Source organism: Actinopolyspora alba (assembly GCF_900112765.1).
Lineage (GTDB): Bacteria > Actinomycetota > Actinomycetes > Mycobacteriales > Pseudonocardiaceae > Actinopolyspora > Actinopolyspora alba.
Map to the genome: position 1 here is coordinate 173,435 of NZ_FOMZ01000006.1, position 24,539 is coordinate 197,973.

Sequence of the window (24,539 nt, forward strand, 5' to 3'; positions counted from 1 at the left end):
CCAGGGCAGCATCCGCAGCAACCACCGCGAGGTGATGCCCTGCATCTGCGGCGCCGACTTCGTCGTCGTCGCCAAATTGCGGGCCGCCTCGGTTCCCAGGCTCAGCCGCGAATACGTGTCTGCTCCGGCCGGATCCACCGTGGTCACGTTCATTCCACCAATCTTGTCGCGCACACAGCGTCGAAACAGTAGTGAGAAAAACCGAAAATCCGGATCCAGTGTCCGTCCCGATCTGCCTGTATTTCCTGCCCGCCCGGAAGTAAAACCATCGAAGATGGAAACTTTTTTCAACGCCGGACGATCACGAGATTAGCAGCACACGCGAGCAGCTCAAAGTCGCTCGAAAGTGGAAAGATACGACTTCTTTCCGTGTCCTGTGTTGTTAGCTGTATTTCACCGAATCAGCCGCTTGATCGGTACGCAGTGTAGTTGGCAATCCGCCGAGTGCGGGTTCGCGTCGGGAGCGATTGTGATTCACGGCATCGAACGTAGCAACACGCACCGTTCGGACGGACCTCGCGATGCTCCGTCCGAGGGAGGAAAACATCGTTGCGCCTTCCGGGGAGCACTTGCCAACGGCGGGATCAGCCGCTATTAATGTCCGACGGTGTTCGACATTTCTCCGGTGTGAGGATCTCGGGATTTCCGAGATTTCCTCCGGTTCTGTGAACAGGGCGTACTTTCGTGATCCGGCGAAGGAGTGACAGTTGAAGTGGAATCTGCGGTTGGTGGCCGCGCACCGCGGTATCTGGAAAGCGGGAGAGCTGCAGAACAGACTGGCCGAGTACGGGCTGACCGTCTCAGCGGGCAAGATGTCGGGACTGTGGTCCGGTGCGCCGGTCAGTCTGAAACTGTCCGACCTGGACATCATCTGTGCCGCACTCGACTGCGAGATCGGTGAACTGCTCGTCCCGGAAACAGCGTCGGTTCCGGTCAACGAACTCACCGGGCGCACCGCCGCGGCAACATGTCGCGACGATCAACGTACGGGAACGTGAATGAACACCTACATCAGCGGTTTGCTGTGGGTCATCGCTGCGGCGGTCTCGGCCGGGCTGATCGGATACGCGGTGCGCCGGTTCGGGCTGGACGAGGGCAGGCCCGGAAACAACGACGCGGCCGGGCAGGTTTTCGTCATCGTCAGCGGCATGCACGCCGTGGTGTTGGCTTTTGTCATGGTGACTCTTTTCGACGCGGTGGGTGTGGCGCGGGAAGGGGCGTACCGGGAGGCGCAGAGCCTGGTCGCCGTTTCCTGGGCGGCCGAGGCGCTTTCCGGCGACACCGCCGAGCGTGTCCGCGCTCTCAGCCAGTCCTATGCCCACACGGTCATCGAACAGGAATGGCCCGGCATGCGGCGCGACAACGGCATCTCCGGCAACGGCTGGAACCAGCTCGAGCGAATACGTGGGGCCGTTCTCGACGCTCCCGCCGGCGGTGAGTGGCAGGAGGGACGTAAGGCAGAGGCGTTGGATCGTCTCCGGACGGTCTATCAGCAGCGACAGGACCGGTTGAACATGGCCTTCAACCGCGACGTGTCCACGGTGGTCTGGTTCGTTCTCATCCTGGGAAGCGTGCTCGTGGTGCTGCTGCCGAACCTGTTCGGGGGAACGCGACTGATGCCGCACGTCATGATCGTCTCCACCCTGGCGGGTACCCTCGCGCTGCTGGTGTTCGCGATCTATCACCTGCAGAACCCGTTCGCCGGTGACTCACGGATCGATCCGGAGGCGTTCCGCTGGGCGCTGGAACGACTCGGTTCCGATCGATGAGGGGGCGCCGCCGCAGCCCACGGGCGATATCCGCGCTGCTGACCACACTGGCACTGCTCGGCCTGTCGTCCCCGACCGTGGTGGCACGAGAGCGCGCCGTGGCACCGGGCTGTTCGCTGCTGCACGTCACGAGTCCGCTCGGAGCCGCCACCACGCTTCGGCGCGTCACGCTGTCCGGCATGACGACCGAGGAACTGCCGCAACCTCCCGGCCCCGTCGAGACACTGGGCTATTCCGCCGAGCAGGGGAAGGCCTACGGGCTCAGCAGCACCGGCACGTTCCCCTTCCGTGGCACGCGCGTGATCACCGTCGACCCGCAGGGAACGACGCACGACCTCGGTCCGCTACGCGACCTCGCGCCGCGGATGTCGCCACCGCGGACGGGCGAGATCCGGGCGGGGGCCGTCGACGGGTACGAGTGGTATCTGGTCACCAGACATCGGCTCTACACCGTCGACATCGATCCCGACAGTGCCACGTATTTGTCCGTCACCCACGTCACGTGGTTGGCGCCCCGGCTCGTCCCGCTGCCGATCGGAGATCTCGCCGCCACCTCCGACGGAACGCTGCTCACCGTCACGACCAACCACCAGCACGAAGCCGTGCTGCTCGAACTCGCCGTCGACAACGGAACGGTTGTCTCCACCGAGCCTGTGGCGCTCCCGCCCGCCCGGTACGGAGCGATCGTCATCACCGACGACGGCGGCCGCTACGTCGTCGCCGACAACGTGGCCGGCCACAGCAGGTTCTACCGGATCGGTGCCGACCCCGCGGAGACCGCCGAACTGGCACGGGGCAGGCCGTTGCACCACAACGACGCGGCGGGGTGCCTTCCCGCCGCACCACAACCCACACCCCCGCCATCCACCACGTCGCCCCGTCCACCGTCGACGCCACCGGAAACAACCACACCGTCCCCACCCACCGAAACCCCTCCAGAGGTGACCACCCAACAGCCCCCCACCAACACGCCGAGTCGGAGCAGTACACCGCGACCGCCCCCCTCGTCGCGGCCACCGAGCACATCCGTCCCACAGTCCCGCCCACCGAACGCGACCGCTCTACCCGTCCCGACACAGCGTCGGCCCGTGCGGCCCCTCGACACGGAGACCAAACGACAATGGGTGCTGGCCACGTTACTGCTGATCATCGGGTCCGGAGTCGTGCTGCGGCGACTACGTTGAGCCTTCCGCGCCCGAGAACCACCCGGGAGGCCGGCGTCAGGCCGGTGCCGTCAACAGCGTGGTCAGGGTGGGCCAGGCCACGAACGCCGCGACCACCAGACATCCGGCCTCGACGAACTTCTCGACCCCCGCACCGGCGGGAAACCGCAGCGATTCGGGAAGCACGTGTTGCCGGTCCCACCTGGCGCCCGGACAACCGGCGCCGCCGCGGCACCGGTCGCAGGCGCGTTTGAACGGCCACACGAACGGGATCCCCGAATTGGTGGCCCCGTCGCCGACACTGTGCACGATCATCCCCAGCGCCACGATCGCCCCCAGCCACACACCGGCGTCGGCGACGGCATGGACATACACCAACAGCCCGGTGGCCAGCAGGGCGTACAGCGGCGGTGCGACACGACGCTGCAGCTGCAGCGTGCCACGCACCTGAGTGGGCAACGACCAACGCAGCGAACGCAGCGCCGCACTGGTGAGCACGTACACCGCCACGATGCCCACCCACTTCGAGGCCAGTGTGGCACCGGCCAGCGCCGCCCCCACCAGGAGCGCGAAAACCGGTGTGTGGATGAGCCCTCGATGCTCGCCGGTCTTGCCGGAAGCCCTGGGGTCGTGGGGTAAGCGGGTACGGCGATAGGTCCACCTGGCCAGCGTCTGCAACAGCTCCGCCGCCCCTCGAGTGACAGGACCGGCGGATTTGGTGATGGTGGACTGGTCGTGGTCGATATCGGGCAGTAAGGCCGCCCCCGCCCCGGCCAGCGCACCCAGGGCGATTCCCGGTGGGGTTGGTTGGGCGAAGCTGGCCACCGTGGTGCCGGTCAACAGGCCCGTGGCGGCGTGCGCACCGTTCATCATCGCAGAAAGACCGTTTCGTCGCGTTCGGAGTGAACCGGCGCCCGAGAAGCGGGCCGCCGGCCGGGCCGGAATCGGCCCGGCAGAAACAAGATCACATCCGCGGTGGTGCTACTCGCTGGGGAACCGCGGCGATTCTGGACCACTGTGGAAAGTGCTACCGTGTCGTGTCGCGTGTCACCGCGCAGTCCTTCGGTGGCACTGCCGGACCCGGTGACGACTCGGGGCTTCGCCGGACCCCTTGAGGGCGAACTTCCATGAACGTCTGCGACAGGCTGCTCGACACGCGCCCGATACGTTCCAACGCCGCTTTTCGCCGCTGGTGGGCAGGTAGCACGCTGTCCGTGTTCGGTGGGCAGCTGACGACCGTGGCCGTGCTGTACCAGACCTGGGAGAGCACGGGCAGCTCGCTGGCGGTGGGCGGTGTGGGAATCGCACGTGCCGTACCGGCGGTGCTGTTCGGGCTGCTCGGCGGGTCGGTGGCCGACAGCGTCGACCGAAGGCGACTGGTGCTGTTGACCACCTCGGGACAGTTCGCCTGCGCCGGGGCGTTGACCTCGCAGGCACTGGCCGGTCTCGGCTCGTGGTGGTTGCTGCTGGTGCTGGTCGCCGCACAGGAGATCTGCGGTGCCACTGGCGCCCCCGCCCGCAGGAGTTTCACCGCCCGACTGCTGCCGGAGTGGCAACTCCCCACCGGGATGGCGCTGAACCACCTCGGCATGCGGACGGCCATGCTCTCGGGGCCCGTCCTCGCGGGGGTGATCATCGCCGCTGGGGGAGTGGAGGGCTGCTACCTGCTGAACGCGGTGACCTTCGCGGCAGCGTTCCACGCCGTGCTGCGCCTGCCGAGCATGTGTCCGGAATCCGGCGGGTACCGCCGGAAACCGGCTGCGATCGGCGCGGGACTGCGGTTCGTCGCGAGCAGACCCGAGTTGCACGGTGCGTTTCTCGCCGATGTGCTGGCCACCGTCCTCGCGATGCCCACCGTGTTGTTCCCGATGATCAACGAGCAGCGGTTCGGCGGAAGCCCCGAGACGCTGGGTCTGTTCTGGTCCGCCCTGTCGTTGGGAGGTATCGCGGCGGGCTTGGCTTCCGGCCCGATCACGCGGCTTCCTCGTCCGGGGGTGGTCATGCTGACCGCGGCGGGAATCTGGGCGGTGGCCCTGACCGGCTTCGGCGTGAGTCAGCAACTGTGGCTACTGCTCGGATGTCTCACGCTCGGTGGAACCGCCGACACGATCTCGGTGATCTCACGGGGTGCTCTGGTGCAGCTGGCGATCCCGGACTCCCACCGCGGCAGGATCAGTGCCGTGGACCACATCGTCGGTGCTTCCGGGCCGGATCTCGGCGAGTTCCGGGGTGGGCTCGTGGCAGCGGCCACCTCGGCCACGTTCGCGGCGGTATCCGGTGCGCTCTGCTGCGGCCTGGGAATCCTCGCTCTCGCGGTGACGAACCGACCGCTGCGGCGGTTCACAGTTCCGAAGCGCCCGGCCGGGCAAGCACTCGAACGCGGTTGACGATGCCAGCCGATGCCTCGCCCGCCGAGCTGCCGTGAATCAGCGCTGCTCCGACTCGAGGGCGGCACGGATGTCGTTGAGCCAACCGGTGAATTCGAACGCCGACAGCCCGGCCCGCTCGCAAACCATGTCGGTGGCGGTTTCGGTGGTGTGGTTCGTCGAGTCCAGCCACGAGCGGTCGCGCAGCACCAGTGCCACCGCCAGCTGTTCACCCGTCGACCACTGCTGTGACGGATGGCTCTCGTTGTGGTCGCGTGCCCACCGGCACCGTTCGATGATCTCGTCCTTGGTCATACCGACGTTCCTTTCCGCCTGTCGTGCCGGTCCCCAGCCGTCCCCGGTCGGCCGGAACCACCGGGCGCCACCGACCGAGCAGGCGGCAACGTATCACCGAGCGAAGCCGGGTTCCGCACACCACTCGGATTAACCAGCGACCGACGTGTCGTTCGCCGCGTCCCGCACGAGGCAACGCCACCACAACATGTCGGTTCTTCGACGGTGTCCGGTCAAACTTCGTTCAGCGAAACGTGCCTTGTGAGTCCCCCACGATGGTTACGATCATTGCTCGTCGCCACCGCAACGAACCGAAAGGGATCGTATGCACCGCAGCGAACCAGCGACGAGCACGAGTGTCCCCTCGGACCCGCCGAAGTCACGTCGTCGAACCCCGTTTCCGATCGATCGGGGAGGAGTCGGCAAGCAAGTGTCCAAGCTGTTCTCAACCGTGGGCGGAACGGTTCTGCTGTTGCTCGCTCTGCCGGGCACCGCCCTCGCCGAGGAGGTTCCGCCCGAGATTCCGGCCGACTTCGCCGCCGAGGACGCCAAGTGGGCGCCCGCTTTCGACTACGACGGCGACGGGTGCTATCCCAGTGTGGCCGTCGGGGTGAACGGGACGCTCAACGGGGGACTGAACAACTCCGGGGCGCTGGACGGTCAGTGCCACGATCCGTCCGACCTGGAAAACTCCAATGTCTACGCCCGAGCCAAGCGCAACAACGGGTGGCAGGCCTACCTCTACGACATGTATTTCCAGAAGGACCAGGCCGTTGCGGGACTCGACGCCTTCGGCCACCGGCACGACATCGAGCACGTCGTGGTGTGGGTGCACGAGGGCAGTGCCCGCTACGTCGCCACCTCCGCACACGGTGACTACAACGTGCACCCAGCCTCCGAGGTCGGCTGGGACGACGGCACCCACGCCAAAGTCGTCTACCACAAGGACGGGCTCGGCACCCACGCCTTTCGAACGGCAGGCAAGGACGAGCAACCGGAGAATCACTGGAACGACTGGCACTACCCGGACCTGGTGAGCTGGCACCGTTTTCCCGGTGACACGCGTTCGATCCTGACCGGTGCCGACTTCGGCAGCGCCAGCCTCGCGATCAGCGACGGCGCCTTCGAGGACAATCTCAGCAACGCCAAACCGGAGGGGATCCCCTTCGACCCCTACGCGTGACCGGAGCGTCGCAGCGGCGGAGCTGGTCGCATCGTCACCGTGTCGCTCGCGACAGCTCCGCCGTCGAGGAACCCCACCACGCGGCCTCAACAGCCACGCGCGGGCGCTAACCCCCGGGAACGGCTTCCTCGAACGCCGGCAGGACTTGCTGAGCGCTGTCCACCACGAAACGCGCCACGACTCGGAGCTCGTCCACGATCAGCTCGAAATCACCGGTCACAGTCGTCACGCCTCCGGTTCTCCTGTTACAGGTGCCATTCCGGTGACGCGATCTCCAGCGGACATCCGCCGCTGCCGAGCCGGACAGGACAAGCCGTGAACCAACGGTGGCCCCGAGCGGACAGTCACGTGACGGTCTCACTTGTCGGTGCTCGACCGTACACTCATCCGACACGAGCGAGACGATCATCGGCCCCACCAGCTCTTTCGCCCGTCAGACCGTCTCGTGCCCGTGAAGCTCCGCCACGTCTGTCAACGAACGGAACATAGTCATGAGCGCTTCTCGTCGCATCGTCGCCTGGGCAGGGCTGAGCCTGGATGGTTACACCAGCGGTCCCGACGGCCCGGCCGGTGACAGCTGGCTGCACGAACAGGCGGTGCATCCGCAGACGGCCGAGTACTTCGAAGGTATCTGGCGCGGTGCCGACACGATCCTGCTCGGACGCACCAACTACGAGGGTTTCCACTCCGTCTGGCCCGGTATCACCCGGGACGAGAACACCGATCCACGGACCCGCGAGCTGGGACGCTGGCTCCACACCACCGAGAAGGTGGTGGTCTCGCGTACGTTGACCGAAGCGCGGTGGGAGAACTCGCGCATCGCCCGCGACCTCGCCTCCGAGGTCGAAGAGCTACGTGACCAGCCGGGGCGCGACATCCTGGTGGCCAACAGTGCCAGCGTCATCGCCGAGCTGCTGCGCCTGGACCTCATCGACGACCTGCGGCTGTTCGTGATTCCCGTACTGGTCGGCGGGGGGCTACGCCTGTTTCCCGACGGTGTGAACGCACGCTTCACAACGGCAGGTGTCACCGCATTGGCGAACGGGGTGGTCGGCCTGCACCTCACCCGTCGTTGATCCGCTCGACGATGCGTTGAAAGCGGACGCACGGACGTCGAGCGGGTCGAGCCGGATTCCACTTCGCCGTCCGGCGCGAGAGGGATTCAACTTCACCTTGCTGGCCCGGGTAGCAGCGCGAAACACGCCTCGCTCGGTGGCGGCTCCAAGGGGCACGGAGTCGCCACCGAGCGGGCACACGGTGTGTGCGGGGAGGATTCCAGGAAGAGGCGATGTTGACATCCCCATGAAAACGAATATCGTTTTCAATATGGCTGAATCCCAGATCGAGGCAGCACGAGGGGAAGCACTGCTCGGATATCCGCTTCTCGTGGACAGCGGCTCCGAGGTGGCCCCGATCGCGCCCGGTGGACGAACGGATGTCGACGAGCACCGGACAGTAAGCGTTGACCACCCCGACAGTGCGGAACGGTGCGCCGCTCAGTGTCGTTGCGCGGTACTTCGGGCGGGAGTGAGTCGAGGCGAGAGCAGTCGAACCTCGGGAGACCGCACTCCTTGGAGTTCACGCATCGTCATCTCCACGGCGATCCTTCCGATGTCTTCGGAAGGAAGCGACACCGTGGTCAGCGGCACGGAGCGGTTCGCGGCCATCTCGTCGGGGGTTACCGCCACCACCGAGATGTCCTCGGGAATTCGCATGTCACGGCTGTGCAGTTCGGACAGCAAGGGGTCGAGTACCGCTTCGTTGTGCACCACCAGACCGGTCAGCCGCGGCTGTTCGGTGAGAATCCTGTCGAGGCAGTCGCGCACCCCTTCGTACGAGGGTAAGCACGCCTGGCTGGTGGCGTGCAGTCCGCGTTCCCGCGCGGCGGAGGTGAACCCCCGCAGGAACCGGCCCGCGAAGCTGGTACCGCGTTCGTATACCACGGGTGAGGGACCGATCAGGGCGACTTGTTCGTGTCCGAGGTCGGCCAGGTGTCGAACGCATCGTTTCGCCGCGGCCGAGAAATCCAGATCCACGCAGGACAAATCCCCGGGGTCGTTCGGAAGCCCGATCAACACACCCGGACAGGACAACGACTGCAACACCGGCACCCGGGAGTCCTCGTCCTCGACGTCCATCAGCAGCAACGCGTCGGCCATCGCCGAATCAGCGACCCGCCGCAACCCGGCCGGTCCCTCGTCGTTGGTCAGCAGCAACACGTCGTAGTCGTAGTTCCGGGCGGTGGTGACCACCGAGTTGACGAACCCCATCAGAACCGGAACGTCTATGTCGGTGCGCAGCGGCATGATCAGTGCCAGCACACTGGTGCGGCTGCTGGCCAGCGCACGGGCCCCGGCATGGGGATGATAACCGAGCCGGTGGATGCTGGCCTCCACCCGGCGCTGCGTCTCCGAGGAGATCGAGCGCTTTCCGGACAGCACGTAGGAGACGGTGCTGGAGGAAACCCCCGCGTCCCGGGCTACGTCGGCGATGGAGACCATCTCGTCCTCCGGCGTGGTGCGTCGAATCGCATCGAACGATATCGTGCCGAACGGCACTGGTCGGACCGGCTCGCACACCGGCGATGCTGTCGCTCGGCGACAATCACACCCGGTGGGAGAACGTGTCGGGACCACACCGCTCACCGGGATCGTACTTCGCTCACAGCGCTCTCCTTCGTCCTCGTGCGGTTCCTCGGCACGGATCGAAGCGATTCACCGTGGACGGCTCGGTCCCGTGCGAAAACGCACCGGGTCCACCCGTGACCGGGAACGAACCGGCGGCGCGCTCGTGGGCGAGTTCCCGGCCACCCGAACACCACGACTCGAGGCGAGCACCCTCGGGGCCGATCACCCCTCGAGCCGGAACTCGGCGAGACCTGCCCCGCCCTCGAAAACGAGGTAGAGATCGTGACGGCCGTGTGCCCGCGCCAGCCGGGACCGCACCGTTCGGTAGGCGTGTTCACCGCCGGTGGGCGGAACGCGCAAGGTCCCGAGCCGTCTCCCCTCCGGGCCGTCGAGTCGTACGCGCACGCGCGCGGTGCTCGCGGAGCCGTTGGCCACCAGCGCGGTGATCGTGTCCGCACCCGCCGCGAGGTCGACATCGCGGAACTGGATCCAGCCACCGTCATCCGAGGCAGTGACCGTGGTGCCGTGTTGTTTCGTCCGGTCGGTGAGCGTGATGTTCGAATAGTCGTCGAAATTGACGGCCTTGGTCCGGTGGTACGGATTCCGCGGGGGAATGGTCTCGCCCAACACCCGCAGTGCGAGTCGCCTGCGGACATCGGTGCTGGAAGCGCCGAGCATCAGGTCGTGCGTCGCCGCTTCGACCACCCACTTCTCCCTGGTGACGTCCCAATGCGCGAGATCGGCGGCACGTAGCGTGAAAGTCACGGTCCGACGTTCGCCCGCCGCCAGGCTGACTCTGCGGAAGGCGCGTAACCGCTTCCGTGGCTGCGGATCGCGGGACTCCCGCTGGTGCGTGTACAGCTGCACCACCTCGTCGCCGGCACGTCGGCCGGTGTTGCCGACCGTGACACTGACGCTGACCTCGCCGTCGGCGTGGATCACCGGGGCACTCGTGCGTGCCGCGGTGTAGTCGAAGGAGGTGTAGGACAGGCCGTGCCCGAAGGGATACAGCGGTGGCGCGGTGGAGTACTGGTAGGTGCGTTCGGCCTTGACGATGTCGTAGTCGAGGATGTCGGCGAGGTCGTCGGCGGAGCGAGGCCAGGTCTGGGTGAGCCGCCCTGCGGGGTTGGCCGCGCCGAAGAGCACATCGGCCAGCGCGTTGCCCGTTTCCGCACCGGCGTGCGTGGTCCACACGATCGCGGGCACGTTGTCCTGCGCCCAGGTGATCGTGGTGGGATAGCTGTTCTGCAGCACCAGCACGGTGCGCGGATTGGCCCGGTGCGCCCGTTCCAGCACCGCTTGTTGCGTCGGAGCCAGCTTCATGTCCTGGCGGTCGTCGTTCTCCCGTCCGTTGATGAACGGCATGCTGCCCGCCACGACGATCGCCACGTCGGCGCCGGTGGCGGCTTCGACGGCGGCATCGCTGCCGCTTCGCACCACTTCGCGGGTGAAGGTGGTCGCCGCGGCCGGTGAGGAGGCCGTGACACGCAACCGCCCCTCCCCGTCGACGACGACGTAGGTGCTGTCCCCGAACCACGACTCCCCGGTGTCGTTGCCCGCGTAGCGCAGCACGCATCCCCCGTCGTGATCGATCAACTCGAACTGCTGCCGCACGTACCAGCCGTTGGGCTGCTCGGCGTTGTTGACCAGGGTGCTGTTCGCGCCGAACGAGACGTACTTGCCGTTGGACACCGCGCGCAGCGTCACGACCCCCTCGCCCCAACCGAACACGTCGAACCGCGTCGCCGCGTCGGACTCCGAGGTGACCGCCAGCGGCTCCTCAGCTGCCGCGGCGGTCACGTAGCTCCCGCTCGGTGCTCGCAGTGCGATCCTGTCGACCCCTTCGGTCGAGGAGACGGTGGTGTTCGGTCCTAGCGCTGCGGTGATGCCGTCGCGCGGAGTCACCTCGTAGGGCAGATCAGCGGAGTACCAGTCGGTGTAGAGCGTCTGGCTGAGCTGACCGATCACCGCGACGCGTCGTACTCGGTGCCGGTCCATTGGTAACGCGTCCCGGTCGTTCTTCAGCAGCACGATCGCCTCGGTCGCGGTTCTTCTGGCCAACGTCCGATGGGCGGGGCTGTCCACGACTCGCTTGTCGATCCGACCGTACGGCCCACCGTGTGGATCGAACTCGCCGAGGCGGAACCGCATGTCCAGTATGTGGCGGACGGCCTCGTCCACGTCGTTCTCGGAGAGCAGCTCGCGTTCGAGTGCGGTCTTGACCGCGGCGATGGTCTTGCCGGAATCGGTGCCGTCGACGGTGAAACTGTCCAGCCCGGCCTTCAGGATCGCCGCGTCGGCCTCCGGCTGGCTCGCGTAGTAGTCCTGCGCACCGGTGAGGTTGTTCGGCCCACCCGCGTCGGTGACATTGCACAGTGTTCGTCGTGCCCAGCCCCGCACCACCTCGTCGATGTCGTGGTGGACGGTCATCGGCCTGCCGTTGACCAGGTTGTAGGCCGACATCACCCCGGTGGCGGCATCGGCCGACAAGATCTGCCGGAAAGCGGCCTCGTAGTACTCGTGTCTGACCCGTGGCGGCAGCATCGACGAGGTGGTGTGCCGATGGACCTCGTTGTTGTTGGCCAGGTAGTGCTTGAGTACCGGTGCGGCACGTATCCGATCGGGATCATCACCCTGGATACCGCGCCCGTAGGCGGTGGAGATCGCACCGGTGAGGTACGGGTCCTCGGAGTAGCCTTCCTCGTTGCGGCCCCACCTCGGGTCACGTAGCAGGTTCACCGTCGGTGCCCACAGTTGTAGCCCCCAGATGTCGGGGGCCTCGGCGTGATACCCCCGTGCTTCGGTGCCCACGGCCGCACCGACCCGTTCGATCAGTTCGGGATCCCACGTGCTGGCCAGCCCGATGGCCTGCGGGAACACCGTGGCCGTCGCGGTGACCACCGCACCGTCCGCCGCTCTGTCGTTGGACCAGGCGAGGCCGTGCAGCGCCTCGGTGCCGGTTTTGAACGCCGCGATGCCCAGCCGGGGAACGGCCGGTTGGTACTGGTGCAGCATGGCGACCTTCTCGTCGAGGGTCAGCCTGCTCAGCAGGTCCTCGATCCGTGTTCCTCGGGCGAGGGCGGAGTCACGGAACCCGGATGTACCGACCGGCTCGGCCGAGGCGGCAGGCGCCTCGCTCCCTGTCAGCGCTGATCCGGCGGCGAGACCGGCGGCCAGGGACAACACGCGGCGGCGGGAGAGCAGTTGGGGCGGAACGGAACGCATGGACGCAACCCACTTCCCGGAAGTGTCGAAAATAAATCGAAGCGATTCGATTGCTTTTCGACGACTTCGCTTACACGACAAAAAACGATGACAGGAACTGTGACACCGAGGATCCTGCGGGTCAACAGCTCTTTTTGCAGGAATGCGCCTTTCCTCCAAATGCTTTCCCGTGCTGTGTTGTGTGGTGCGCCACACTGAACTAACGTCGTTGCTGCTGGATCAATCGATGCGATTCGACGAACCGCGCTGTTGAAATCATCGACGGAAGCCTTCTACCGCGCGAATGGTTCGTGGTCGGTGATGGAGCCGGCACAACCCGGACAGGGCCACCTCGGATCCCTCCCGTCCGTCTCACCGCGATCGTATGTCGGCTTCGCGCCCGAAACGACAACCGGCAACAGCACTGGAGAAAACAGCATGCGACTGTCCCGAGTGGCCGTTACGTGTGTGGCCGTTCTCGCCGTCCTCGGCCTGACCACAACCACCGCCCATGCCGCCGTGTGGGGTTCCTCGGCCAAGTTCGCCACCTGGTCCGACGGGGCCTACACGGTGCGCAACAACGTCTGGGGAAGCGGGGTGGGCCCCCAGTCGATCTGGGCGAATTCCCACGGAAACTGGGGAGTGTGGGCCAGCCACCCCGATACCGGTGGAGTCAAGTCCTATCCGCACTCGGCCAGGGCCATCGACAGCCCCATCAGCGATCTCGGCGATCTGACCAGCGAATTCGATGTAACGGTTCCGAACTCCGGGGCGTATGCCACCGCCTACGACATCTGGGTCGACGACCACAGCTACGAGATCATGCTCTGGATGAATCAGCACGGTGCAGTGGGCCCGATCGGTTCTCGGGTGGCCACCGTGGACGTCGGCGGCCACACCTGGAACGTGCACCGTGGATCCAATGGTTCCAACGAGGTGTTCTCCTTCGTTCGGCGAGGAGATACGACCGCGGCGACCGTGGACATCGATTCGGTGATGTCCTGGATCGTCGGGCAGGGATGGCTGGACGCCCAGGCCTCGGTCGGCGAGGTCCAGTTCGGTTTCGAGATCACCAGCTCCAGCGATGGCCTGGACTTCGTCACCGATGAGTACTCGGTGACGCCCGGCTGAGAAATCGCGATGCGCCTCGTGTCGGGGACGACTCGTCGCACGAGCCGTCCCGCGGCGGCGTGTGCTCGACACCGTGGGACGAACACTGCCGATGGGTAGGTGCGTAGTGTCGATTCCTCCGTGAGCGCGCGCGTTCGCCGGTTCGACACCCCCGGCTCACGGGCCCTGCGTGTCAGCCGCCCCGAGGACGAGGCGGGTTTCGTGAAAGATTCTGTGCTTACCGGGCCTGAACCGGTTCACGCATGGCCACCGAGATCACGTGTTGTTACTGTGCGAACTCGATTCGTGTTAGCGCTAACACAACTTCGTGTGACTGTTTCCCGACGCTCAGTTCCACTCCGAAGGCAGGAAAACCTCATGGCACGCCACTTCAACCGTCGGGACGCGCTCCGGTTCGGGGCGGCCTCGGCGTCCCTTCCCCTCCTGACTTCCATCACGACTCCCGACACCGCCGTCTCCGCGACAACACGAGCGGCAGCGACAAGCACCGAACCACCACTACGTGGGTTCTCCCTGTCCGACGTGCGTCTCGAGCGGGGCCTGTTCGCCCGAAAACGTGCTCGAATGCTGGATTTCGCGCGGGGATACGACGAGAACCGGCTGTTGTTGGCGTTCCGCGCGAACGCGGACCTTCCCACCCACGGCGCCGTCGCACCAGAGGGTTGGGAAAACCTGGACGGGCAGGGCAACGGCAATCTACGAGGTCATTTCGCCGGGCACTTCATGACGATGCTGTCCCAGGCGCACGCCGGCACCGGTGAAGCGGTGTTCCACCGGAAGCTGACCACGATGGTCGCCGCACTGCACGAGTGCCGCCAGGCGCTGAACCGGGAACCGGCCATTCGCGGCGCGGCTGGTCCGCTCGACCGCGCCGTCGAGGTGCGGCGCGGGTCCTGTCTGTACTTCTCTGTCCCCCCGGAGACGGTCAACGGTCTGCGAGCCATGACCTTCGCGGGGTGGGTTCGCCCGGCAGCCGCCGACGAGTGGACCCGAATCTTCGACTTCGGCAACGACACCGACACGAACCTCTTCCTCACCCCGAGAGACAGCGACGGAGTACCACGGTTCGCCATCACCCGGGCAGGTGGTGGCAGCGAGGAACGGATCGTCGGTTCCGAGTCGCTTCCGGTGGGGGAGTGGAGCCACGTCGCCCTGACCCTCTCCGAGGGCTCCGGCGCGCTCTACATCAACGGCAGGGAGGTCGGCCACAACGCGGAGCTGTCGTTGACCCCGGCCGAGCTCGGCAGCCTCGCGCACTGCTGGCTCGGGCGGTCGCACTACGACGATCCCGTCCACTCCGGCGGCTACGCGGACCTCAACCTGTGGTCGAGCGTACTGGCTCCGCGACAGATCGAACAGCTCAGGCACACCGAGGCGGCAGCGACCACCGCCGGTTCCGGTGACCGGTTCTCGTACCCGTGCCGGGAGCGGGGCGGAACCGTACTGCACGACCGCTCGGGCGCCCACCGGCACGCCACCTACGCCCGGACGTGGGGGAAACCCAGCCACCCCGGTTTCCTGGCCGCCTACCCGGAGACCCAGTTCATCCGGCTCGAATCGCTGACCAGCAGCAGCTACCCCGTGGTGTGGGCGCCGTACTACACCGCGCACAAAATCCTGCAGGGAGTACTGGACGCCTACGAAACCACCGGTGACGGGCGCGCGCTCGATCTGGCCTCCGGGATGTGCGACTGGATGTACTCACGCCTGAGCGAGTTGACCGAGGCCGATCGCCAACGGATGTGGAGCCTCTTCTCCAGCGGGGAGTACGGCGGTGTCGTAGAGGCGATCCTGCGTACTCACGAGCACACTCGACAACCGCACCACCTGCGGTTGGCCGAGTACTTCGACCTGGACTCGTTCATCGACGCCTGTGCACAGAACACGGATGTTCTCGACGGCAAGCACGCCAACCAGCACATCCCGATCCTGACCGGCCTGGTGCTGCTGTACGAGCGAACGGGTGAGCAGCGCTACCTGCGGGCGGCGCGCAACTTCTGGGGCATGGTGGTACCGACCAGGATGTTCGGAATCGGGGGAACCGGCGAGGGGGAGTTCTTCCACCGTCCCGGCCGGGTGGCTCAGCTGTTGAGCTCCGAGGCCGCCGAGACGTGTTGCGCCTACAACATGCTCAAGCTGACGCGCTCGTTGTTCCGGTGGGAGGGCGAGCGCGATTACGCCGAGTACTACGAGCGCGCTCTGTTCAACCAGATCCTCGGTTCCAAACGTGACCACGACGATGCCGAGAAACCGTTGACCACCTACTTCGTCGACCTCGGTCCCGGCGCGATCCGCGATTTCACTCCCAAGAACGGCACCACGTGTTGTGAGGGAACGGGCATGGAAAGCGCGACGAAGTACCAGGATTCGGTCTATTTCGCACGTGAGGATCGAAGCGCGCTCTACGTGAACCTCTACCTGCCTTCGACACTGCGTTGGAGCTCCAGAGCGGTGACGATCGAACAGGACACGAGTTTTCCGTACGAACAGCACAGCAGATTGCGGGTGACCGGTTCGGCATGGTTCGAACTGCACTTGCGTGTTCCGGAATGGGTGGGGCCCGGTTTCGCCGTCCGGATCAACGGGATCCGCCAACCGGTCGAGACCAGCGAGCAAGGATACCTCGTTCTCTCGCGGGAGTGGCGCACCGGCGACACTGTCGACGTCGAGTTGCCGTTCCGGCTACGTGCGGAACGCACTCCTGACGACCCGACGGTGCAGAACCTGATGTACGGGCCGCTCAACCTCGTCGCGCTGGACGAACGCTCCGAGTTCCTCCAGTTCACGTTGTACGACACAGCGCGGCTGTCCGGGGATCTGTCGCCGGCGTTGACCGAATTACCGGACAAGCCACTGCACTTCCTGCTCGGTGATGTGGAGCTGGCTCCGTTCTTCGAGGGGACGACGGATGCCTTTCATTCCTACTTTCGCAGGAGGGAGCCACGAGTCGTGTTCGATTCGGTCGATTCCGGCGTTCCCAACCGCGGCTCCTCGGGGAGCGTCACTTTCCTCGACGAGATCTGGTCGGCGGCGCCGTTCGAGAGCGGGGGAGAGTTCACCAGCCACGTCGCCCGCGTTGCGCGACGTTGGCAGCAGGACGGTGTTTTCACCGATCCCGAGCGGGAAAACATCGTCGCGGCCGCGGGCAGAGCACGGTTCGACGACTGAATCGACACGGGACCGCCATCGACCGGTGCAAGCTCCACCGCTGGTTCCGGCCATCCGTCCACTGTCGAACGAGCTCGTGGGAAGGAGGCGGTAACGTCGGTTCGGGACCGACACCACGGAGGTTGGCGATGACCCGGAACGACATCTCGCCACGGCGTCCGGCGGTGATGGCCGACGTCGCTCGGTTGGCGGGGGTTTCACACCAGACGGTTTCCCGGGTGCTCAACGAGCACCCCTCGGTGTCACCGGCGACTCGCGACCGAATCCTCGCCGCGATCGAGCAGCTGGACTATCGTCCGAATTCCGCCGCTCGTGCGCTGGTGACACGGCGCACGAGGGGTATCGGGGTCGTCAGCTTCACCACCACGTTGTTCGGTCCCGCCAACACGCTGTACGCCATCGAACAAGCCGCGCGGCTTGCCGGTTACTTCGTCAGCGTGGCTAACGTGGAAGACGTCGACGAGGACGCCATTCGGCATGCCGTGGAACGTCTCGGCAGCCAGTTCGTCGAGGGCATCATCGCCATCGCACCGCAGCGGGTGGCGGTCGAGGCGTTGCGGCACGTGCCGTCCGACCTCCCGCTGGTCGTGGTCGAGGGCGGTGACGGGGGTGGACATCCCGTGGTCTGCGTGGACCAGGTCGAAGGGGCGCGGTTGGCCACCCGGCATCTGCTGGACCGGAAGGTCGGTACCGTCTGGCACGTCGCCGGACCGATCGACTGGCTGGAGGCGCAGGGACGTGTCTCGGGGTGGCGGTCCGAGCTGGAACGTGCGGCGATCACCGCCCCGGAAGTACTGCGAGGTGACTGGACTCCCGCTTCCGGCTATGCCAACGGGCAGCTGTTGGCCGAGCGCGGCGATGTTCGCGCGGTGTTCGTCGCCAACGACCAGATGGCGCTCGGCGTACTTCGCGCCTTCCACGAGCGCGGTCTCCGAATACCGGATGACGTGCTGGTGGCGGGGTTCGACGACAGTCCGGACTCCGCCTTCTTCACACCGCCGTTGACCACGGTTCGGCAGAATTTCGACGCGGTCGGCAGGCACGGCATGGAGCTGCTGTTGCAGCGGATCGACGATCCCACCCAGGCGGCGACCAGTGCCGTCGTTCCACCGGAACTGGTCACGCGGCAGAGCACCCTCGGCAGTTCGTGGGAGACCTCCGGCCGGTAGTACTGACTGTTCAGTTCGTGTTGTGCAGCGAGGGCGCGGCAGCCGACCCGTCGAACAGGTCGGGAACAGCTCCGGGTGGAGCAGCGCCGGTGACGACGACCGGCCGATTGGTATTGGGAGCGCTCACAAGCATGCTACGAGCGTGCCAGAAACTGCATCGTTCACGTTCCCGTGAGGAGCCTCCATGTCGCATCGAGCGACCGGTCGCCGCCTTCGGCGATCGTTGCCCGCCGTGGCGGGCATGGCCGTGGTCACGCTGCTGACCGGCGCGCTTGCCCCCGCCGCGGCGCACACCACGCATCACCACGGTCATCACGATCATCACCCGCACCATCCGCGGTCGTCCGTGACGGAGCGGGTCGACGAGCTGATGTCGCGCATGTCCTTGCAGGACAAACTGGGACAGATGGTTCAGATCACGCGGGGTGCGGCCAGCCCCTCCGAGGTCGCCGAACTCCGGATCGGTTCCGTGCTCAGTGGGGGCGGATCCGCACCGAGCCCCAACACGCCCGAGGCGTGGGCAGACATGTACGACCGGTACCAAAGTGCCGCGCTCGACACTCCGCTGGGCATTCCGGTTCTGTACGGCGTCGATGCCGTGCACGGTCACAACAACGTGCGGGGAGCCACGATCTTTCCGCACAACATCGGTCTCGGTGCCACGCGCAACCCCGAGCTGGTGCGCCGGATCGGCGCCGCGACCGCCGAGGAGGTGGCGGCCACGGGCGTCGACTGGACGTTCTCACCGTGCCTGTGCGTGGCTCGGGACGACCGCTGGGGCAGAACCTACGAGTCCTTCGGGGAGACCCCGGAACTGGCCTCGGCGATGAGCAGCGAGATCACCGGCTATCAGGGTGCCACTCTGGGCGGGGACCCGACGTCGATCATGGCCACGGCCAAGCACTACGTGGGTGACGGCGGAACGACCGGCGGGGTCGACCAGGGAAACACCCAGCTCAGCGAGCAGGAACTGCGCCGGATCCATCTCGCGCCGTTCCACGAAGCCATCGAACGCGGCGTGGGCTCGGTGATGGTTTCCTACAGCAGCTGGAACGGCGACAAGTTGCACGAGCACGAGTACCTGATCAACGACGTGCTCAAGGGCGAACTCGGTTTCGACGGTATCGTGCTGTCCGATTACAATGCGATTCACCAGCTCGACGGCGACGACAGCACGCTGACGGCCTCCGAGGTGCGACGTTCCGTCAACGCCGGCCTGGACATGATCATGCTGTCCAAGGACCACGAGAAGTTCCTGAACCACCTGCGGCGGGAAGTGGAGTCCGGCCGCGTCCCGATGCAGCGCATCAACGACGCCACCCGCCGCGTGCTGACCAAGAAGTTCGAGCTCCGGCTGTTCGAACACCCGTACGCCCAGCGTGATCTGCTGTCGACGGTGGGAAGCGCCGAGCACCGTGAACTGGCACGTCAGGCGGTCCGCGAGTCGCAGGTGCTGCTCAAGAACGAGGGTGTGCTGCCGCTGTCCTCGGGAACGGACAACCTGTTCGTGGCCGGTTCCAATGCCGATGACATCGGAAACCAGAGTGGCGGTTGGACGATCTCCTGGCAGGGATCCAGCGGTGACATCACCGAGGGAACCACGATCCTGGAGGGGATTCGCGAGGTCTCGGACTCCTCGGTGACTTACAACCGCCACGGTGAGGGAATCAACGACAGCTACGACGCCGCCATCGCGGTCGTGGGGGAGAAGCCCTACGCCGAGTACCAGGGTGACCGCCCCAACGGGCTCGAGCTCTCCCAGGAGGACCTGAGCACCATCGCCAAGCTGCGTTCCTCCGGCGTGCCCGTGATCGTCGTGCTCGCCTCGGGCCGTCCCATGGACATCGCCTCCGAGGTCGGTAACTGGGACGCGCTGCTGGCCTCCTGGCTCCCCGGAACCCAGGGCGGTGGGGTGGCCGACGTGCTGTTCGGCAAGTACGACCCCACGGGTGAACTTCCGATGACCTGGATGCGCTCGTTCGAGCAACAACCCATCAACCAGGGAGACGGTAAGGATCCGCTGTATCCCTACGGCTACGGGCTCAGTTATCGCGACTAGAAACCCGTGATCGACCCGGCGTTCCGGCCCGATGGTCCAGTTCCGGGCCGGAACGCCGTTTCCACACGGCGTTTTCCGGTTCAACTCAGCGACCGACCAGGTTCTCCAGCCTGGTCTGCAGGAAGCCACGGTAGAAGATCTCCTCGAGAACACCGGCGGTAAGCAACGTCACCAGTGAGGCCACAGCCAGGGTCACCGGGTCCGGCAACCCGGTGACCGGATAGGGCGGCGGAGCCAGTGGACTGATTCGCGACAGATAGAACCACGCCAGGACAACAAGCAGCGGAGCCAGCCAACACGACCGGGGCACTCGGACCGCGATCGCTGAGGTGGACTGCTCCGCCCCGCGGAGCAGCCGGAAGGTGACAAGCGGCACCACGAGGAACAGCAGAACTTTCAGTACCGCGTACCACAATCCACGGGATATCCCGGCGGGCAGCACGGCTATCACGGTGGGAAACGCGATAGCCGCCAGCAGGAGCACCCACATCTCCCGGAACACCAGCGCCTGTCGGGCGCGGGAGAGCGGATCGGTTAACGCGATCCGGAGTGGCACCAGCCGTGTCAGTACCATCCCGACCAGCGGCGGCAGCATCGTCTGCCACAGCGTCATGGGATGCGCGCCCTCGTCCGACGAGCCTCGAAAGCTGGTGTGCCCGGTAAGCAGCAGCCACAGCGGGGCGGGCTACGGTCGGCTCTCGCCGAGGCCGGGGCATGCGCCGAAGTCGGGGCGCGTCTTCACCGAGGGCATCGGCGTGGAACCGCCGCTTCTCGGCCGCGCAGCCACACCACATCTCCGATTGTGCGGGTCCGGTCGTGCCGGAAGTCACCTCGGAGTCATTCTTCCCGCCGCGGAACGGTTCGTCCGCGTCGTGCCGCGGCGACCTCGGCGAGCGTGGCCATCCCCGTGTACACCTCGTTGAATCGGGTGCTCAACGGTGACAGTCCGATGCGGATCCCGTCCGGGGACCGAAAGTCGGGAACGACACCGCGCCGACGCAGTTCTTCGTTGACCACGTCGAAGTCGGCGCGGCACAGCGTGATGTGTCCGCCCCTTCGGGCGTGCTCACGTGGGGAGGCGAGCCGTACTCCCAACGGCGACAACCAGGCATCGACGAGCTCCAGCGCGAAATCGCTCAGCAACAGAGACTTCGCGCGTATCGCGTCGATGCCCGCCTGCTCGAGCAGTTCCACCCCGCTTAGCAGCGGCACCATCCCCAGAACGGGCGGTGTGCCGCTGAGCACGCTCCGGATGCCCGAAGCCGGTTCGTGACCGGGCCCCATCGTGAAGGGGTGACGGTGCCCCATCCATCCTTGGACGGGTTGGCGGATCGTGTGCTGGTGGCGATCGTTCACGTATGCGAAAGCCGGTGCGCCGGGTCCACCGTTGAGATACTTGTAACCACATCCGACGGCGAAATCCACGCCCCAGTTGTCGAGTTCGACGGGCACCGATCCGGCCGAGTGGCTCAGATCCCAGAGCACGAGCGCTCCGGTTTCGTGCGCGAGTCGCGTTATGGCCGCGGCGTCGGCGAGGTAGCCGGAGCGGTAGGCCACGTGGCTGAACACGACCAGTGCCGTGTTCGGACCGATCGCGTTCGCGACCTGGTCGGGCGTGATACCCGCGTCCGGATCGGTCTCGATCCACCGCAGGGTCAGTCCGTGTTCGTCGGCGATGCCTTCGACGACATAGCGGTCGGTGGGGAAGTTGTCGGTGTCCAGCAGGATCTCCCGACGTTCGGGACGAGTGCGCAGCGCGGCTCGTGCCAGTTTGTACAACAGCACGGTCGTCGAGTCGGCCACCACGAGCTGGCCGGGTGCGGCCCCCAGCACAGCTTTGCCGAGTCGATCTCCGACAGCGGTGGGCCAGTCGAGCCACTCGTCGTCCCACCCCCGGACCAGTCGTGCTCGCCACTGGTGGCGAACGAAGTGATCCATGCGCTCGGCGGACACGGCGGGAGGGCGTCCCAGTGAGTTTCCGTCGAAGTAGGCGACGATGTCGTCGTCGGTCGGCAGGAAGCGGTCCGGATAGTCACCGAGTGGGTCGGCCTCGTCGAGTTCGCGTGCTTTGGCCGCGAAATCCGTCCGGTCAGTCATGAGCGCGCCTCTTCCCGGGATGCTTCTCGTCGGTCAGTCGCACCACTCGAGCAGTCGACAGCGCCGTCGCCAACCCGGTCGGGTCGGAATCCAGGCCTTCGGGGATGACGCACGGTGGTGCGGACAGGTCCGGATCGGTCATGGCCAGCAGTACGTCATCGACCGACATGCCGGCTTGTTGCAACGCCGCGACCTCGCGAGCGTTGACGCCGAGTGGCAGTGGGCCGTTGCCCAGGTCGGTTCCGTAGCGCACCGTGCCACCGTGCTCCCGGAAACGACGCAGGTTGTCCTGCGCGCACTCGAGCTCTGCCGTGCGGTGGCCGTAGCCGTGGATATCCAGTGTGCTGATCCAAATCATGCCGCGGGCCGCGGCCAGTGCTGCCTCGTCGATCCGTTCGGTCCACGGGACGTGGGCGAGCCGGTCGACACCGTGCCGCAACGCTGTCGAGAATGTATCGGTTCCTTCCGTGTGCGCGACGACGTAGAGGCCGTTGTCGTGGGCGGTGTCCACGATCACCCGCAACACGTCGTCCCCCAGTACCGGTCCGGCACGGGTGTGCAGGGTGATTTTGATCGAGTTCGCACCGAGATCCCGCTGTTCGGCCACGGCGAGGCGTGCGTCGCGTTCGGAGGTTACCTGCCGGTAGAGGTCCGGTTGTGCCCAGTCCCGCGTGCTCGGATAGCCGCCGGGGGCGGTGAGCATCGCCCCGGCGAACCGGCAGACCGGCAGGGACGAGTCGTCGTGGGCGAGCAGTTCGGCGATCCGGGTCGGGCTGCTGCCGAGGTCGTCGACTCGCGCGATTCCGCCGGCTCGAACTTCGCGCAGCTCGACCAGCCCGGAGTGCACGTGCGCGTCGTGAAGTCCCGGCAGCAACGTCCCGCGAAGATACGTTGCCCGCGCCGAATCCGGCACCTGCTCCCTCGTGCGTGGTGGTCCGGCCGGGAGGCCGTCGTGCAACGGCAGCGCGCACCGCCCCCACCACGTGTCCTGTCCCCACCAGGCGGAATCGGCGAGCAACCAGCAGTACTCGGTCATGTCCCTCCGGCGGGCGGGCTCGTCGCGGATCACACATGTTCCGACGATCCGGATCGGGTGCTTTCCGGCTGTGCTCGACGTGACTCTGACGGACTCGGTAAGGATACGTCGGACAGTTACGATTTCGACAGGTTCCGGCACGAGAAGTCCTGTCCGGCGGTGAGAAAGTTCCGCGGCCGGTGGGAACTTCCTATCGGAGGGCGTTTCGGGTCGTGTCGGGGAGTACACGATGTCGGCGGACGAGCAGGGTGAGTACGCCTGCCACGGTGATACCGCCGAGGTTGATCAGCAGCTGCAGCATGGCCTCGCCGCAGTGGCCCCAGTGGCCGGCGACGGCGGCGAGCGCGGCGAAACCGGCGGCGGGCACGGTCGTCACCGAGATGAACACCCCGATGAGGGTGCCGGATTTCTCGGAAGTCAGCGCGAGCATGCCCGCGGTACCGGCGAGCAGTGCGATGACGATCGAATAGGGGCCGATGTGATAGATGAAGGATGCCGTGTGTAGCCGGCCGAGCTCGGCGGCGTCGAAAATACCGACCACACGTCCCAGAACGGCCAGCACGACGGTGACGAGGATCGCGACTGGGTAGCCGACGCCGAGCGCGACGCCCGCCCGGGTTGCCAGGTCGCGGCGATTACCGATGGTGGCTACGGCGAGTGCGGCCAGCGGGCCGAAGTCGGGGCTGACGACCATCGCGCCGACGATGGTGATGGCCGACTCGGTGAGCACACCGACGGCGGCCAGCAGACAGGCCAGGGTGAGAAATGCCAGGAAGATCCCGTTGAGCCGGGATTCCTCACCGGTGGTCGCCACCAGTTCTTCCCAGATCACGGCGTCGGCGGGTTGGCCGGGGGTGGCGGCCTCGACGGTGTCGGCGGTGCGCGACAACAGGGTGTCGATGTTGTGCAGACTGATCTCACCACTGTGGCTCACTCCGAGCGAGGTGAGCTGGTCGAGCACGTGTTCGGCACTCTCCCGGGCGATCGCCGCCTCGATCAGGTCTCCGGCCGGTCGGACGGCCACCTCACGGACGACGACCAGGTGCGCGATGCCGGAGTCGGTGCTCAGCAGGTCGATCACCGAGTCGGTGTGTTCGGACGGGCACACCACGCGCAGGTGCAGCATTGGCCCAGTCTGTCCGTTGTCACGGTGCTTCGCACCGACCGGCACGGCGATTCGAGTACCAGCCTCGCGATCCGGCCCCTTCCTTGACGGTCTCACCGACTCGCGCCGACAAGCTGTGGATGGAACCAACCGTTTCGTATAAGATGC

At 66.2% G+C, this 24,539-nt stretch carries 19 protein-coding genes and 1 pseudogene; 10 read left to right on the forward strand and 10 right to left on the reverse strand.

Translation table 11 applies throughout. From position 1 onward, the window contains the following. A pseudogene (locus BM150_RS25060) lies at positions 1–153 on the reverse strand (Crp/Fnr family transcriptional regulator); the annotation flags it as partial. Between the two features lie 554 nt (positions 154–707). On the opposite strand from BM150_RS25060, the gene BM150_RS10665 reads away from it, so the two are divergent. Genes BM150_RS10665 through BM150_RS10675 form a run of 3 tightly spaced genes read left to right on the forward strand, consistent with a single transcriptional unit; the run spans position 708 to position 2,953 of the window. After that, positions 708–998, forward strand: coding sequence for a helix-turn-helix domain-containing protein (locus tag BM150_RS10665; RefSeq protein ID WP_092926609.1), 291 nt, complete (start codon positions 708–710; stop codon positions 996–998). Continuing rightward, entirely contained in the window at positions 999–1,769 is a 771-nt protein-coding gene (locus tag BM150_RS10670) for a bestrophin-like domain (protein ID WP_092926611.1), read from the forward strand. Then, positions 1,766–2,953 (forward strand): hypothetical protein, encoded by a 1,188-nt coding sequence (locus BM150_RS10675; RefSeq protein WP_092926613.1) that lies wholly within the window; start codon positions 1,766–1,768, stop codon positions 2,951–2,953. Before BM150_RS10670 ends, BM150_RS10675 begins: the two co-directional genes overlap by 4 nt. A gap of 36 nt (positions 2,954–2,989) precedes the next feature. Here BM150_RS10675 and BM150_RS10680 read toward each other — a convergent pair whose 3' ends face one another. Further along, positions 2,990–3,802 carry a metal-dependent hydrolase gene (locus BM150_RS10680; RefSeq protein ID WP_175496773.1) on the reverse strand — a complete coding sequence of 271 codons (813 nt, stop codon included), beginning with the start codon at positions 3,800–3,802 and terminating at the stop codon, positions 2,990–2,992. Between the two features lie 257 nt (positions 3,803–4,059). Here BM150_RS10680 and BM150_RS10685 point away from each other — a divergent pair, with 257 nt between their 5' ends. Then, complete coding sequence (locus BM150_RS10685; RefSeq protein WP_092926617.1) at positions 4,060–5,319, forward strand: MFS transporter; 1,260 nt, start codon at positions 4,060–4,062, stop codon at positions 5,317–5,319. A gap of 39 nt (positions 5,320–5,358) precedes the next feature. On the opposite strand, the gene BM150_RS10690 is transcribed toward BM150_RS10685, so the two are convergent. Continuing rightward, a complete protein-coding gene (locus tag BM150_RS10690) occupies positions 5,359–5,613 on the reverse strand; it encodes a hypothetical protein (protein WP_092926619.1) in 255 nt (84 codons plus the stop codon). A gap of 409 nt (positions 5,614–6,022) precedes the next feature. Between BM150_RS10690 and BM150_RS10695 the strand changes: the two genes are divergently transcribed. Continuing rightward, positions 6,023–6,775 (forward strand): NPP1 family protein, encoded by a 753-nt coding sequence (locus BM150_RS10695; RefSeq protein WP_245755418.1) that lies wholly within the window; start codon positions 6,023–6,025, stop codon positions 6,773–6,775. 106 nt (positions 6,776–6,881) lie between these two features. Here BM150_RS10695 and BM150_RS24910 read toward each other — a convergent pair whose 3' ends face one another. Then, positions 6,882–7,004 carry a hypothetical protein gene (locus BM150_RS24910; protein WP_281243680.1) on the reverse strand — a complete coding sequence of 41 codons (123 nt, stop codon included), beginning with the start codon at positions 7,002–7,004 and terminating at the stop codon, positions 6,882–6,884. Positions 7,005–7,266: 262 nt separating this feature from the next. Here BM150_RS24910 and BM150_RS10700 point away from each other — a divergent pair, with 262 nt between their 5' ends. Further along, positions 7,267–7,851, forward strand: a complete 585-nt coding sequence (locus BM150_RS10700; RefSeq protein WP_092926623.1) for a dihydrofolate reductase family protein — start codon at positions 7,267–7,269, stop codon at positions 7,849–7,851. Positions 7,852–8,271: 420 nt separating this feature from the next. Here the strand turns inward: BM150_RS10700 and BM150_RS10705 are convergent, their stop codons facing one another. Both BM150_RS10705 and BM150_RS10715 read right to left on the reverse strand, forming a co-directional pair. Further along, a complete protein-coding gene (locus BM150_RS10705) occupies positions 8,272–9,276 on the reverse strand; it encodes a LacI family DNA-binding transcriptional regulator (protein ID WP_092926925.1) in 1,005 nt (334 codons plus the stop codon). Positions 9,277–9,624: 348 nt separating this feature from the next. Continuing rightward, the gene (locus BM150_RS10715; RefSeq protein ID WP_092926627.1) at positions 9,625–12,627 is read right to left on the reverse strand and encodes a glycoside hydrolase family 3 protein; all 3,003 of its coding nucleotides are present in this window, start codon (positions 12,625–12,627) and stop codon (positions 9,625–9,627) included. A gap of 417 nt (positions 12,628–13,044) precedes the next feature. Between BM150_RS10715 and BM150_RS10720 the strand changes: the two genes are divergently transcribed. The 4 genes from BM150_RS10720 (at position 13,045) to BM150_RS10735 (ending at position 20,133) form a co-directional block, all read left to right on the forward strand. After that, positions 13,045–13,737: a GH12 family glycosyl hydrolase domain-containing protein gene (locus tag BM150_RS10720; RefSeq protein WP_092926629.1), complete on the forward strand. Its 693-nt coding sequence runs from the start codon at positions 13,045–13,047 to the stop codon at positions 13,735–13,737. Positions 13,738–14,094: 357 nt separating this feature from the next. Further along, entirely contained in the window at positions 14,095–16,905 is a 2,811-nt protein-coding gene (locus BM150_RS10725) for a beta-L-arabinofuranosidase domain-containing protein (protein ID WP_092926631.1), read from the forward strand. Positions 16,906–17,033: 128 nt separating this feature from the next. Further along, on the forward strand, positions 17,034–18,074 hold the full coding sequence (locus BM150_RS10730; protein ID WP_092926633.1) for a LacI family DNA-binding transcriptional regulator: 1,041 nt from the start codon (positions 17,034–17,036) through the stop codon (positions 18,072–18,074). Between the two features lie 184 nt (positions 18,075–18,258). Beyond that, a complete protein-coding gene (locus BM150_RS10735) occupies positions 18,259–20,133 on the forward strand; it encodes a glycoside hydrolase family 3 protein (protein WP_245755420.1) in 1,875 nt (624 codons plus the stop codon). Positions 20,134–20,218: 85 nt separating this feature from the next. Here the strand turns inward: BM150_RS10735 and BM150_RS10740 are convergent, their stop codons facing one another. The 4 genes from BM150_RS10740 to BM150_RS10755 all read right to left on the reverse strand — a co-directional run bounded on the left by BM150_RS10740 (position 20,219) and on the right by BM150_RS10755 (position 24,392). Further along, positions 20,219–20,746, reverse strand: a complete 528-nt coding sequence (locus tag BM150_RS10740; protein WP_092926637.1) for a CPBP family glutamic-type intramembrane protease — start codon at positions 20,744–20,746, stop codon at positions 20,219–20,221. A 224-nt stretch (positions 20,747–20,970) separates the two neighbouring features. Next, positions 20,971–22,230: a kynureninase gene (kynU, locus tag BM150_RS10745; RefSeq protein ID WP_092926639.1), complete on the reverse strand. Its 1,260-nt coding sequence runs from the start codon at positions 22,228–22,230 to the stop codon at positions 20,971–20,973. After that, positions 22,223–23,266, reverse strand: coding sequence for an amidohydrolase family protein (locus BM150_RS10750; RefSeq protein ID WP_092926927.1), 1,044 nt, complete (start codon positions 23,264–23,266; stop codon positions 22,223–22,225). The genes kynU and BM150_RS10750 overlap by 8 nt, the downstream gene beginning before the upstream one ends. Positions 23,267–23,456: 190 nt before the next feature. Further along, positions 23,457–24,392, reverse strand: coding sequence for a DUF389 domain-containing protein (locus tag BM150_RS10755; protein WP_092926641.1), 936 nt, complete (start codon positions 24,390–24,392; stop codon positions 23,457–23,459). Positions 24,393–24,539 lie beyond the last annotated feature (147 nt).